This is a genomic window from Niallia sp. FSL W8-0177, assembly GCF_038006285.1.
GTDB classification, from domain to species: domain Bacteria; phylum Bacillota; class Bacilli; order Bacillales; family Cytobacillaceae; genus Niallia; species Niallia circulans_A.
This window is the reverse complement of sequence record NZ_JBBOUX010000001.1, coordinates 2101927-2115309: the sequence shown is the minus strand read 5'-3', so window position 1 is coordinate 2115309 and position 13383 is coordinate 2101927. Positions and strand designations below refer to the sequence as shown.

Sequence of the window (13383 nt, the reverse complement as noted above, 5' to 3'; positions counted from 1 at the left end):
CAATGCATGAATTATCTTATGAGTTTTTTTGTATGGTTATTCTCTTATAGGGTTGTCCGATTCTGTGCGTGATACCCACAACCCTTTTTTAGGTTATACAAAGTTTCTAAGTACATTCCTCTAATTGTTTGGTTGTATATTTGCTTGGAATACCTATATCTCAACGCAAAACAATATGTTAAGATAAAATTATATAGATAAGAAAAGAGGAGAGTATATTGTCTATTAATCAAAAAGAAATGGAAGAACAATTTTTAAATTATGTGAAAAAGATAGGGGCATACAATGAAGCACTTGCTCTAATTTACTGGGATTTACGTACAGGTGCTCCAAAAAAGGGAGTAGACCAACGAACAGAAGTAATTGGTGTCCTATCTTCTGAATTATTTGAATTATCAACTTCTGAAGAGCTAGAGGCCTATCTTACTGTCCTGTCTGAGGAAAGTATCCAAGATCAATTATCACCAATTACAAGAAAGACAGTGGAACAAATGAAAAAGGAATTTGATCGCAATAAAAAAATTCCTGCAGACGAACATAAAGAATATGTGATGCTCCAATCAAAAGCGGAAAGTGTATGGGAAGAAGCGAAAGAAAAAGCGGATTTTTCCTTGTTTCAGCCTTATCTTGAAAAATTAGTAGAGATGAATAAACGATTCATTGAATATTGGGGACATAAAGAAAATAAATATGATGTTTTATTAGATATGTATGAGCCAGGCATGACGGTTGCGATTTTAGATGAAGTATTTTCAAATGTAAAAGATAAAATTATCCCGTTAGTACATAAAATTGCTGCTTCAAAGAATAGCCCGACTACTGACTTTTTATATCAGCCATTTCCAGCAGAAAATCAAGAGGCGTTTAGTCTTGATATATTAAAACAAGTAGGTTACGATTTTGATGCTGGACGTCTAGATAAAACGGTGCATCCATTTGCGACTGGAATCAATCCTGGAGATGTTCGAATTACAACTAAATACGATGAATCTGACTTTAGAGTGGCAGTTTTTGGAACGATCCATGAAGCAGGTCATGCACTGTATGAACAAAATATTTCGAAAGAGCTAATCGGAACACCATTATGCACTGGTACCTCAATGGGTATTCATGAATCCCAATCACTATTTTATGAAAATTTTGTGGGAAGAAATCTTGCTTTCTGGAAGCATAATTATGAAGCTTTGAAATCATTTGCTAATGGTCAATTTGATGAAGTGACTGTGGAAGACTTTTATCGAGCAATTAATGAATCAAAGCCTTCATTGATTAGAATCGAAGCAGATGAACTAACATATCCACTACATATTATGATCCGTTATGAAATGGAGAAGGGCTTATTTGATGGTGATTTCGAAGTGAAGGATTTGCCGGCTATATGGAATGAAAAGTACAAAACTTATTTGGGGGTAGTTCCTGAAAATGATGGAGAGGGTGTTCTCCAAGATGTACATTGGGCAGGGGGAAGCTTTGGATATTTCCCATCCTATGCTCTAGGCTATATGTATGCTGCCCAACTAAAGCAGGTAATGGTGAAAGATATACCTGATTTCGATGCGTTATTAGAGCAGGGTAACTTGCTTCCTATTAAAGAGTGGCTGAATGAAAAAATTCATCGTTTTGGGAAAATGAAAAAACCGCTCGAAATATTAAAGGATGTAACAGGGGAAGGATTAAACGCCCAATATTTAATTGATTATTTATACAAAAAATATAGTGATGTTTATCAGCTTGAACTTTAATAGATCTATCCTCCGATCGCGATATGGAGGGATTTTTATAAGGTAGCTCTCAATAAACCAGAATATAAGCTAAGCGGGTAAACTTCTCTCGTTTCGGCACATATTCCACAATTGATAAATATACTAATATATGTTTATGAAGAAGTGAGTGTGATATATATGGTGAATTATTATTGTAGCTACTGCCTGACCATCTATAAAGAAAAGACAATATGCAAATGCTGTGGGCATAAAGCGGAGAATCTAATAAAAATAGAAGTACAAAGCCATACAGATAGTAAGTAAATTGTGAAAAAAGCAGAAGAAATATTTACTTCTGCTTTTTTCGTGTTTGTTCTATGATAATATGCAATAAGAGTTATCTATCATCATGTGGAAAATAACAAACAAGTTATGAGACAAAAAAATGTGGCAAGCTAAAAGATTGTCAAAACAATACTTTAAATCTCTAAAATTAGCACAATGTTTAATTGCCCAATATTTTGAAGCGAAATCGGCAGGGTTAGAGCCTTATCAAACCCAGAAAGCTTCGTTTGACCTGCTAAAACAGTAGGTGGTGTAATATCTATTTCAATTCCACTTTGAGATACAAAGGTAGATAAATTTCCAGCAAGCATATTACCTAATTCCCCAGAGAATGATTCTAGCATTGGCCCTTCCAAGAACATCCCATACATGGATTCGCCAATCTTACCAAAAACCTGTTCGTTTCCGTCAATAATAATTCGACCACGGAAATCACCTGTTAATCCTATTAAAACCCCTAAAGATTGTAAAATAAATGGTGATACAGTTAAACTTGGCTTCTCAATTTGTAGTTCGCAGGGAATAACACCTTTTACAGCTTCTATAGTTGCGTTTAAAATTTCAGTAGTACTTTTTGTTAATGTCACTAACTATTCCCCCATCCGTCTGATAAAAATATCTTATCATAAATTAGACCTATTTTGTTTATATTTTTTTATGAAAATAGGTTATTTTTCGTGGTACATATTTCCTATTTTTGTTGGTTTAACAGACTTTATAAGAAAAAATACTAAAAATTGGATAACTTTTTTCTTATTGAAAATGATTTTCAATAATGATATTATTTAATTGAGATAGAGAATTATTCTCAGGTAAAATGATAGGGGTGTAACGAATGATAGCTTTTCCTATTGGTGTAACGATTATCAGTTATTTATTTATTATGAAATATGTTTTACATAATACTACAAATGCAACGAAATAAAGGAAATAACATATAAAAAGGATTATACTGTTTTTCCTTTACAGCACTCCTACAGGTAGGTACATAGTGCTGTAAAGGAAAAACAGTTTTTTATTTTATTATGTAAATTATAGTGAGGGAAAAAGTTATAAGGGTATTTCTTATCTTACCGTCACACACATTAGTCAGTACTTAAATTACAAGGAAAATGAACCAAGTTATTTTGTCTTCGCTTTCAATTTTCAGTTTATTTTACTTTATTGTTATGTGGAAAATAGTTAAAATAAAAGAAATACATAGATGAAAAGGAGTATATCATGCTTTCAACGAATATAGACACATTACATAAATGGGCAGCATATTACCAATATTTTTTGGCATATGATGATCAACAAACTGCGCAAAGATTGCAAGAGCTTATTAAAAAAGCGACAAGACAAGAATTTATTGCAACTTTTTGTGGTCATTATTCTGCCGGGAAATCAAGCATGATTAACAACCTAGTTGGTACAACAGTTTTACCAACAAGTCCTATTCCAACAACAGCTAATATTATCCGAGTAAAAAAGGGTGGCAACCAGCTGAAAGTTTTATATCATTCTAATCAAGCAGATGTCTATAAAGAAGTGCTTGATATCAAAACAGTTCTACAGGCAACAGAAAGAGTGGAGGATATAAAGGAATTAGAGGTTCGATTAGATACGGAGCTGCTAATAAAGAATGCTATTTTAATGGATACCCCAGGAATAGATAGTACAGATCAAGCTCATCAATTAGCAACAGAATCTAGTATCCATCTTGCAGATATTATTTTTTATGTAGTTGATTATAATCATGTTCAGTCGGAAATCAACTTTGACTTTACAAAAGAGCTTGTGGATTCAGGTAAGAAATTTGTGTTAATTGTTAATCAGATGGATAAACATCGAGAAGTAGAAATTTCGTTTGCAGATTTTAAGCAAAGTGTATATGATTCTTTTTTATCCTATGGGATAAAGCCAGAGAAAATATTCTTTACAACCTTAATCGAAACCAATTATTTCTATCAAGGATTGGCAGAATTAAAGACCTATATTATAAGAAAAATGGAAGAACAAGAGTTAATACTGCCCTACTCCTTGGAAGAATCTTTTCAAAAGCTATATAAAGATCATATTTCCTTTATAGAAACAAAGAATGCTGAAATAATCGCTCCTTTCGAAGATCAGTTATCAGAATTAACAGAAGAAGAGTATCATTCTTTAGAAGCAAGCTTAGAGTCAACCAAAAAAGCCATTCAAACAATGGATGAAACTGAAAATAAAACAGTAATGTCATTAGAAAATGAGTGGCATTCAATTATTAAGAATGCCTATATCATGCCATATAATCTTCGGGAACTGGCTAAATCATATCTAGAATCAGAACAGAAAAATTTTAAAATTGGCCTATTTGGTAGTAAAAGCAAAACGCAAAAGGAAAGAGAAGATAGACTTTTAACTTTTTACACAGAATTGGAAAAGCTTGTTCAAATTCAATTAATAACACCATTATCTCAGTTTTTTGAGAAACAGGGGAAGGCAGAGTTTTTTTCGCTAATTAAAGGACTGACATCTATTTTAAGTATCCAGACATTAAAAGCGTTAGTAAATAAAAACGCACAGCTTTCCGAAAATTATGTTCTAGTCTATTGTGAAACAGTTGAAAATGATTTGAAGCAGTCTTTCAGGAAGGAAATCACCCAACTATTTAATAGGTGGAAAGAAGAACGAAAGCAACAATTACAGATTGAAAAAGAAAACCTTCTAAAAGAACAAAAGAAATGGCAAGCATTTGTAAACTGTAAGGTGAAAAAAGAAGAAGTAGAGACTAAATGGCAAGTGTGGAAAGAAGAGCTGGAACATCTTTGTGAAGCACAAAACGTAGACGAGAGCATTTTGCGAAGTTTACTTGATACAAGCGAGGAAGAGATAACTTATCGGTCACTATCCTCTTCCAAAACAAAAAACGTACAAAAGAATCTAAAACCTGCTGAAGTTCAAAAACAAAACGAAAGGAAGGAAATGGATACAGATTTATTATTAAAACAGTTGCGCTTTTTAAGCAGCAGGCTTCAACAAGTAAAGGGATTTGCGCATATAGCGAAGAATTTATTCCATAAAGCTGCCATTATTGAAAATCGAACATATACTATATGCTTATTTGGAGCTTTTAGTGCTGGAAAATCTTCATTTGCCAATGCATTACTTGATTATCCCATTTTGCCGGTATCACCAAACCCAACAACTGCTACCATAAACAGAATATTACCAATTGATGAAGAGCATCCACATAAAACAGTTATTGTAAAATGGAAGTCAGAGTCAGAAATGCTTAGAGAAATAAATGACTATTTACAGCTAGTGAAGGAAGAGGCCAATTCTTTAGAAGCTGCACAAAAGATAATAAACACGCTCGCGGCAAATCCAATGGAGAGATATGCTAATGAATTTCGCTATCTTCAAGCTTTCCTGAAAGGGTATTCTGACCATCGCCATTATTTAGGCAGTGAGACCAATATTGAATTAGAAGAGCTTTCAAATTATGTGGCAATAGAAGAGACCTCTTGTTTCGTGGCATCCATTGATGTTTATTTTGATTGTCAGATTACGAGAAAAGGAATAACACTTGTTGATACTCCAGGAGGAGACTCCATTAACAGCAGACATACGGAATTAAGCTTTGAATTTATGAAAAAGGCAGATTGTATTTTTTATGTCAGCTACTATAATCACGCATTTTCCAAAGCAGACCGTGCGTTTTTAATGCAGCTTGGACGATTAAAGGATGCCTTTGAAAAGGATAAAATATTCTTTGTCATTAATGCAATTGATTTAGCAAAGGATCAAGAAGAGCAAGCAGCAGTAGAGGAATATCTGCAAGAGCAATTGCAGTTATATGGGATACGTTCGCCAAGAATTCTTCCTGTTTCTAGTCTTTATTATAAGCATGATGTTTACGGGAAGTGGATGCAAAAAGCAGAAGAACAAATGTATGACTTTATCGAACATGAGTGGCTGTCTATGATGCTTCAATCTGCTCAAAAAGATTACGTGGAAACAATAGATTTATTAAAGAAATTGGTGGAATCAACTTTTGCAAAAAAAGAAGTAGCAGAACAAGAGTTATCGAGATTGAAGGAGGAAAAATGGACCATTCTATCTCAAATAGAAAGTAAAGATTTCCAGCATGCTCTGGAAAAATTCAAAATGGAAGTAGAGGAGCAATTGTTTTATATAAAGCAAAGAGTGATGTTTCGACTGCATGAGATAATGAAGGAAGCTTATCATCCATCAATCTTACGAGGAGACAATAAGAAAAGGGAAATATCACTTGCGACTACTTCGTTTCTCATTCAGTTGAATTTTGAATTTGAACAAGAGTTACGAGCAGTAAACGTGAGACTAGATCAACTCTTTTATAAACAAAAAATAGAGGGTTATGAGGAAGTTCGGCATTTGATTCAGTCTATCAATAAAGAAATTCGTTTACAAGAAGAAATAGAAAGAGAGTTAGATTCTAATATAATATTTCATGCCCCTTTTAAAGAATTAGATACTATTCTTAATAAAATTGGCATCAAATATTACAAAAATCCGAAGAGTTTTTTTGAAAAGAATGAACGAAAGAATATGGGAGTAGAAATGGAACAATTGGTGGATGAGCATGGTAACAAATATATAAAGGAACAAACTAACTCCTTTTTTGCTTTTTATAAAGAATTGTTTGCACAACATATCGATATACTTCTTGTTAATCTGAAAGAACAAGTAGCCGAATATTATGATGGCAAAACGGCATTATTAACTGAACATGAAAATATTGAAAAACTAGAGTGGATTATTAAAGAATCAGTACAAACAGAGTTTGCGCAACAAACGAATTAGAAAAGAGAACAGTCGTGGAGGGATAACGATGGAAATTGTAAAAAGTGTTGATTGGTTAAATAAAAACATAGATCAAGATACGATTAGGGTAATTGATTGTCGCTGTGATTTAAAGAATCCTGATGCCGGTATCGAGTGGTATAAAAAAGGTCATATCCCAAATAGTGTTTATTTTCACCTGGAAAAAGATCTTTCCGCTCCAATAAGCAACCATGGGGGACGGCATCCATTGCCAAATATAGAAGAATTTGTTCATAAGTTAGAAAACATAGGTGTTGCAAAGGATACAATAGTCATTGCCTATGATAATGGGGATGGGGCATCTTCCGGGAGACTATGGTGGTTAATGAACTATATAGGTCATTCGAAAACATACATTTTAGATGGCGGCTATAAGGAATGGCTAAAGAAGGATTATCCTACTTCACAAGAAGTCCCTGCTTTTTCAAAGAGTAATTTCTCTCCTCTGATTCAGTCGCATATGATTGCCACTTATGAGGAGGTTTCAGAATTAGTAAAAACAAAAGACCAAGATAAGATATTGATTGATTCTAGGGAGCATAAAAGGTATACAGGAGAAATAGAGCCAATTGATAAGAAAAAGGGACATATTCCAGGAGCAATAAACTTTGTATGGACAGAAGGGATAGAAAACGGCTTCTTTTTAGCAGAAAGGGAGCAAAAGAGTAGATTCTCTTCTCTAGATGCAAATAAAGAATATATTGTCTATTGTGGTTCTGGCATAACTGCTACTCCTAATTTTATTTCCTTAAAAATGGCTGGACTTGATAAGGTCAAGCTTTATCCAGGCAGTTTTAGTGATTGGATTTCTTATGAAGAAAATGAAGTTGAAACCTGTTTGCCAATTGACTTGAAAGATGAAAAAGAGGAGAATTCTCTTTGAAAAAATATAAAGAATGAGACTAACTTTTATTATGGGAAATGAACAAAAATAGGGCCAAACAATCAAACTTTTAAGTGATTGTTTGGCTTTATTTCCTTGTGGCGGATCCGAATGCCTCGTTAGACTCATAGATGCTGCCCTCAATATTCATATTCTATTATTTATCTAGTGTTTGTTTACCTATGAATGACTACATTATTTCGTTTATATTGTTTGAAATTCAACCGTCCTCCTTTTTCTAAAGGCGCATTTTTCATTAAGGAATAAGACAATAAAAGAAAAACAATTGATAATCCAAATAAAATGGCAACAAATTTTAAATGATGTTCAAAAAATGTGGTTATGAAGATGCTCATATCACCAAATATAACAGCAATCGTTCCGAGTATTAGCAGTAACGTGGATGCAGCGAGTAAAAACGCCGTTCCATAATTAAACCAAACCGTTTTTGCTAGCATTCCCAAACTAAATAGAAAGAAAATCCAAGAAAAATCTATCCAAAAATAAATAAGCCAGTTTGTGGTGTGGATGAATTTTGCAAAGTGAAAAAGATAATTGCCGCTTGTTAATAGTGTAGTGAAAAGATAGAATAAATTAAGGATTACTCCACTCAAAACACTATAAATGGCTGCGGAAAGATAGAAAGCTAATACAAACTGTTTTCTTGTCCCGCCTAATGAAAGGATATATTGATAACTAGTAAAATTAATAAATGGGTATAAAAGGAAAACGACAAATAAGGGACCGAACAAAATAAAGGAACCAGATTCTGCTACACCTATATATCCTAAAATATTATAAAAAACAAACAGAACAAAAGTAATACAAACGTTGATATAGAATGTCATGCTCATTTCTCGCATTATTAATCGGAATGGTCCTCTAAAAGTATTCATATTTTTTGTCCCTCTTTTCTGGTTGTATAGTTAACAAGATAATCCTGTAATTTAGCTTTTTCTGCAGTAACACCTGCATCTTTTGCTTTAGATATCCAGTTATCCGAATAGATGTCGTCCATCATCACAGTCATTTGTTTTCCGAGTTTTCTTTTCTCTAAAATGGGATATCCTTCTATTAAAGGCTCAATTGCTGAAGCTAATCCAGATAAATGAACCCCGCGACTTTTTAATTCTTCTGTTTCCTCATATCGTACGATTGTCTGCTCGTTAATAATAGCAATTTTTTCACACAATGCTTCTATTTCATCAATATGATGTGTCGATAAAATGATTAAACGTGGATCTTCTTCATACGTGCTTAAAAGTGCGTTATAGAACTGTTTTCTCATATGAGCATCCAGTCCATTTGTTGGTTCGTCCATAATCGTTACAGGTGATTTACTAGCTAAACCAAGGATGATTTGTAACATCGTTTGCATTCCTTTAGAAAAATTCTTGATTTTCTTTTTTCGTGGTAGTTCAAATAGGGAAACCAGATGTTCGGCTAAATCAGCATCCCAGTTTTTGTTAAATAATGCACCGTAATGTAAGGCATCTTCGACATTCCAAAGAATCGAGAATGGATGATTTTCTTGTATATAAGTGATATTGTTCATTGTTTCTGTATTATTATATGGTATAATCCCACTTACATTGATTGTACCAGCATCAATATTCTCCATACCTGCTAAAAGTTTCATAAACGTTGTTTTACCAGAACCATTTCGACCCCAGAGCCCCATAATGATTGGTTCTATTTCCTCAATACTTACATTCCGCAGAGCAGGCGTATTTCCATATGAAAAAGAGACATTTTCGAGTTTAATCATGCTTATAATCCTCCTTAATTATTTTTAGTAATTCTTCTTTTTTTAATTCAAGACGCTTTGCTTCCTCAAACATTGGTTTTAAATAATCGTTGTAGAATTCTTCTTTGCGCTTTTCAAGCAACTTTTGCTTAGCATCTTTAGAAACAAACATTCCAACTCCACGTTGCTTATATACATATCCAGCTTCCACTAATGCAGCGAGTCCTTTTTGCACCGTTGCACGATTTACTTGATAAAATTTGGAAATTTCGGTGGTGGAAGGAATTTGGTCACCTTCTAACAACTCACCTTCGACGATTTCATTTGCAATCATATCTGAAATTTGCTGAAAAATAGGTTTTGAGTCATCAAAAACAGCTTTCACGATCGGCCCCTTCCTTGTATTGTTGATTGGTTGGTTAGTTGTGTAATCAACTATAAAACAATAAATAAACATTGTCAATATACATATGCGGATATTTATTTTTTTTTAGTGAGTAATAGAAAAAGAAAAAGCTACCAGCCACAAGTTTTGGAGATTCTGTTATAATGAACTAATGGATAAAGGAGAGATGCATTTTGAACAAGGAGAAACAGGCAAACCTAATGTTAGTAGATGGAATGGCGCTATTATTTCGTGCCTTTTTTGCCACAGCAGTGACAGGTCAATTTATGGTCAATACAAAAGGAATTCCAACCAATGCGGTTCATGGTTTTGTAAAACACTTTTTCACAGCGATTGAACATTTTAATCCCTCTCATGTGGCGGTTTGCTGGGATATGGGAAGTACAACATTTCGCACAGAAATGTATCCGTCGTATAAAGCGAATCGTTCAGAAGCCCCAGTTGAACTAATTCCACAATTTGATTTAGTTAAGGAAGTTGTCGAAAGTTTTAATGTACCGAATATAGGCGTAGCAGGATTTGAAGCAGATGATTGTATAGGAACGATCGCAAAGCAAATGAAAGGGGAAGCTAATGTCACCATTCTTACAGGTGATCAGGATATCCTGCAATTATTAGATGACCATATCTCCGTAGCTCTATTAAAGAAAGGCTATGGTAATTATATGCTTTATACACCTTCTAGTTTTCAAGAAGAAAAAGGAATAACACCAAAACAAATGATTGATTTAAAAGGCTTAATGGGCGATACAAGCGACAATTACCCCGGAGTTAAAGGAATTGGCGAAAAAACAGCATTGAAGCTGCTGCAAGTTCATGAAAATATCGAAGGAATTCTAGCTAATTTATCACTTCTTACAAAGGGACAACGAACAAAGATTGAAGCGGATCTTGAAATGCTTCATTTAAGCAGGCAATTAGCAGAAATTAAATGTGACGTACCAGTAAGCTGTTTGCTAGAAGAAAGTTACTTAAATATCAATCCAGTAACTGCAGTAAAAAAATTCGAAGAGCTAGAGTTTAAAAGATTTCATCATTATGTAGAAAAGAAAGAAGCACTTACTTTATTTTAATAAGAGATTAACCCAAAAGATTAGGCGGAATGTTAATGGAATGTTTCGTATAATCTTTTTTTATTCGTTTGGTTTTTTAAAGGGAAACTAGACATTTACATTTTTACAGATTCTCTTTTTCTGTTCCTTTATTCTATGTCTATTTGTAAGAAGGGGGAAAAGAATAAGAGAAGCTGGATGAGGCTTTAATACAGCCTCATCCTCATAGAGAATTACTGGACTATCATTATTTTGTATTTTTCTTTTTCGCTGCATTTTCCAATTTACTTTTTGGAGATGGAGTTATATCGGCGTCTTGACCGTACCCTTGTGGATTTACTCCTCCAGCTGTTTTTCCTCTGTTTCCATGGTTTTTACTCATTGTATTCACCTCATCAACTAGTTGTGGAAATAAAAATCATTCATAGTATGAACAACCAAGAATAATATCATCCATAAAGAAAGAGACTATTTGAAAGAGGTGATGAAGATGAACAAGGGCATTTATGTTGCTTTAATTAGTATTGGATTGGCACAGTTTTTAAAGATACCTATACAATTTTTTAAAACAAAGAAGTGGGATAAAGGCTTGTTTTTTCAAACAGGCGGAATGCCAAGCTCTCATTCGGCAGGCGTATCTTCCCTTACAACATTTATAGCATTAAAGCGTGGTTTACCAACCATTGACTTTGCTATGTCTTTAATTTTTGGTTTAATTGTTATGTATGATGCACAAGGGATTAGAAGACAGACTGGTGAATTAACCTTAAAAGTGAATGATTTAGGAGAGTTAGTCGGTAAAATTAATAAAGACAAAAATATCGCCTTTAAGGAGCAGTCACCAAAAAAACTGAAAGAAATGCTTGGCCACCAGCCTCAAGAGGTGTTAGGAGGAGCTTTATTAGGTGTACTAGTTGGTTTTCTTGGCCATGTATTTACAAAAAAGAAACGTTCATTACTGCGGTGATAAACAAAAGGCTAGAGAAATAAAGTTCTTATGATCTCTAGCCTTTTTCATTGTATAAATTGAATATGAAAAATAGGTGACAAAAGCTTGGTAAGAGACGGAAAAATGTTGAAAAAGCTAGAAAATTGTCGTGATATAAAGTAACATATAGGTAAAAGGATAGAGGGGAATGTACGTTAAGTTTGAAAACGGTAGAGGAATTTTTGCTCTTTTTAGAAAGTAAAGGCTTTTCCTTTGGTGAAGATGTGATAGGTTTTATTTATTTTGGTAAAGCATATACAAATGCTACAGATGAACTTGTCATAACTGCAATTGAATGTACTTTAAAAATACAAAAAAAATTTGATGGCAGTTTTTTCGTTTCCTTACTCGAGATGTTTAACGACAACGAATTGAAAACAAAAAAAGAAGTAATCGGCTTTATAAAAAGAAATCACTTATTTCCCCTCTAGAAAAAGGGGATATTATTTTCTCATCCAGAAGAGTTGATATTTGACGTCATCAGATAAACCCGGGCGATTATATGGGTACGCTATTAGAAAATCCCTATAATCGCAAGGGTTTTTGCTCTTTTTAAGTATTTTAGAAGTATCCTTCGTGCTATACAGCTGTTATTTTGCACCTTAATAGTCTAAATGCTGTTTCATTAATCATTTGCAGTCATCTAGATTATTACTTGACTAACTTCAGGGAAATCATAAATAACCAGTTGTATGATAGCAGCACTACTTACTAGTATTATTAATGGTTTTTACCAAGCTGCGACTTGCTCCAGCCACTTTCCCATTGATTGAAATCACTATTTTCTAAAAAAATCCAGTTTGAATGCTATGTATATTTTATTACTTTTGATGGGAAGGCTTAAACAGAATGGGTGAAAACTTCCTCATTTATTTTTTCTAATGGCAATTCTTGCTAATTCGTCTGCTGTTTTATTCTCATTACTTGGAATCCATTTAATAAAGAATAACTCTAATTGACTGATAAGCTTTAATGCTTGCTCCAACAGCGGAGCGAATTTTTTGTTTTTCGCAAATTCCTTTTCCACTGCGCGACTTACGAGGTCTGAGTCAGTACGAAAACTTACGGAAAGATATTTATTATGGATACAGATTTCTAAGGCTTTTATCAATGCATGATATTCCGCTTCATGATTACTCATTGAACCAAGAGGAAATGAATATTTTTCTGCAGAACCATGACCTTTTATGAAGATACCAGCACCACTTGGACCAGGATTTCCAGCGCTAGCACCATCTATATAAACTTCAATCATTTTGCTACCTCCAAAAATTTTGATATGATTAAGCAATGATTATGTACGATCTGTGACTATTTTATTTTCATACTAATTGTATAAATTGTATATATATCATTAAACTTCTATCGACTTATGATGAGTGGGAAGTTTCCATCAAGGTGGAAAAGAAAAACAAAATAAGAAATAAGA

Annotated in this window: 12 protein-coding genes; 6 read left to right on the top strand and 6 right to left on the bottom strand. The window is 33.6% G+C overall.

Going from position 1 to position 13383, the window contains the following annotated elements; all coding sequences use genetic code 11:
- Window positions 1-239 precede the first annotated feature (239 nt).
- Window positions 240-1742: a carboxypeptidase M32 gene (locus NST77_RS10415; RefSeq protein ID WP_341160801.1), complete on the top strand. Its 1503-nt coding sequence runs from the start codon at window positions 240-242 to the stop codon at window positions 1740-1742.
- Window positions 1743-2182: 440 nt separating this feature from the next.
- On the opposite strand, the gene NST77_RS10410 is transcribed toward NST77_RS10415, so the two are convergent.
- A complete protein-coding gene (locus NST77_RS10410) occupies window positions 2183-2635 on the bottom strand; it encodes a chemotaxis protein CheX (protein WP_095331928.1) in 453 nt (150 codons plus the stop codon).
- A 634-nt stretch (window positions 2636-3269) separates the two neighbouring features.
- On the opposite strand from NST77_RS10410, the gene NST77_RS10405 reads away from it, so the two are divergent.
- A complete protein-coding gene (locus NST77_RS10405) occupies window positions 3270-6857 on the top strand; it encodes a dynamin family protein (RefSeq protein WP_171509689.1) in 3588 nt (1195 codons plus the stop codon).
- A gap of 34 nt (window positions 6858-6891) precedes the next feature.
- Complete coding sequence (locus tag NST77_RS10400; RefSeq protein WP_123259134.1) at window positions 6892-7761, top strand: sulfurtransferase; 870 nt, start codon at window positions 6892-6894, stop codon at window positions 7759-7761.
- Between the two features lie 176 nt (window positions 7762-7937).
- Here the strand turns inward: NST77_RS10400 and NST77_RS10395 are convergent, their stop codons facing one another.
- Genes NST77_RS10395 through NST77_RS10385 form a run of 3 tightly spaced genes read right to left on the bottom strand, consistent with a single transcriptional unit; the run spans window position 7938 to window position 9893 of the window.
- On the bottom strand, window positions 7938-8657 hold the full coding sequence (locus NST77_RS10395; RefSeq protein ID WP_095331934.1) for a hypothetical protein: 720 nt from the start codon (window positions 8655-8657) through the stop codon (window positions 7938-7940).
- Complete coding sequence (locus NST77_RS10390; RefSeq protein WP_095331935.1) at window positions 8654-9529, bottom strand: ATP-binding cassette domain-containing protein; 876 nt, start codon at window positions 9527-9529, stop codon at window positions 8654-8656. Before NST77_RS10390 ends, NST77_RS10395 begins: the two co-directional genes overlap by 4 nt.
- Window positions 9522-9893 (bottom strand): GntR family transcriptional regulator, encoded by a 372-nt coding sequence (locus NST77_RS10385; RefSeq protein WP_047940416.1) that lies wholly within the window; start codon window positions 9891-9893, stop codon window positions 9522-9524. Before NST77_RS10385 ends, NST77_RS10390 begins: the two co-directional genes overlap by 8 nt.
- Before the next feature lie 221 nt (window positions 9894-10114).
- On the opposite strand from NST77_RS10385, the gene NST77_RS10380 reads away from it, so the two are divergent.
- Complete coding sequence (locus NST77_RS10380) at window positions 10115-10987, top strand: 5'-3' exonuclease (RefSeq protein ID WP_095331956.1); 873 nt, start codon at window positions 10115-10117, stop codon at window positions 10985-10987.
- Window positions 10988-11213: 226 nt separating this feature from the next.
- Here the strand turns inward: NST77_RS10380 and sspL are convergent, their stop codons facing one another.
- Window positions 11214-11348, bottom strand: coding sequence for a small, acid-soluble spore protein L (gene sspL, locus NST77_RS10375; RefSeq protein WP_047940691.1), 135 nt, complete (start codon window positions 11346-11348; stop codon window positions 11214-11216).
- A 108-nt stretch (window positions 11349-11456) separates the two neighbouring features.
- Here sspL and NST77_RS10370 point away from each other — a divergent pair, with 108 nt between their 5' ends.
- Together NST77_RS10370 and NST77_RS10365 are read left to right on the top strand one after the other, a co-directional pair.
- The gene (locus NST77_RS10370) at window positions 11457-11933 is read left to right on the top strand and encodes a divergent PAP2 family protein (protein WP_095331937.1); all 477 of its coding nucleotides are present in this window, start codon (window positions 11457-11459) and stop codon (window positions 11931-11933) included.
- 182 nt (window positions 11934-12115) lie between these two features.
- Window positions 12116-12385 (top strand): DUF6123 family protein, encoded by a 270-nt coding sequence (locus NST77_RS10365; protein WP_047940419.1) that lies wholly within the window; start codon window positions 12116-12118, stop codon window positions 12383-12385.
- Between the two features lie 434 nt (window positions 12386-12819).
- Here NST77_RS10365 and NST77_RS10360 read toward each other — a convergent pair whose 3' ends face one another.
- Entirely contained in the window at window positions 12820-13209 is a 390-nt protein-coding gene (locus NST77_RS10360) for a reverse transcriptase-like protein (RefSeq protein ID WP_095331938.1), read from the bottom strand.
- Between the last annotated feature and the right edge of the window lie 174 nt (window positions 13210-13383).

Bases quoted from the DNA above. Each gene is read 5' to 3' on its own strand.
- NST77_RS10415 (WP_341160801.1), top strand. From the start codon at position 240: ATGGAAGAACAATTTTTAAATTATGTGAAAAAGATAGGGGCATACAAT.
- NST77_RS10405 (WP_171509689.1), top strand. From the start codon at position 3,270: ATGCTTTCAACGAATATAGACACATTACATAAATGGGCAGCATATTAC.
- NST77_RS10395 (WP_095331934.1), bottom strand. From the start codon at position 8,657: ATGAATACTTTTAGAGGACCATTCCGATTAATAATGCGAGAAATGAGC.
- NST77_RS10390 (WP_095331935.1), bottom strand. From the start codon at position 9,529: ATGATTAAACTCGAAAATGTCTCTTTTTCATATGGAAATACGCCTGCT.
- NST77_RS10380 (WP_095331956.1), top strand. From the start codon at position 10,115: ATGTTAGTAGATGGAATGGCGCTATTATTTCGTGCCTTTTTTGCCACA.
- sspL (WP_047940691.1), bottom strand. From the start codon at position 11,348: ATGAGTAAAAACCATGGAAACAGAGGAAAAACAGCTGGAGGAGTAAAT.
- NST77_RS10370 (WP_095331937.1), top strand. From the start codon at position 11,457: ATGAACAAGGGCATTTATGTTGCTTTAATTAGTATTGGATTGGCACAG.
- NST77_RS10360 (WP_095331938.1), bottom strand. From the start codon at position 13,209: ATGATTGAAGTTTATATAGATGGTGCTAGCGCTGGAAATCCTGGTCCA.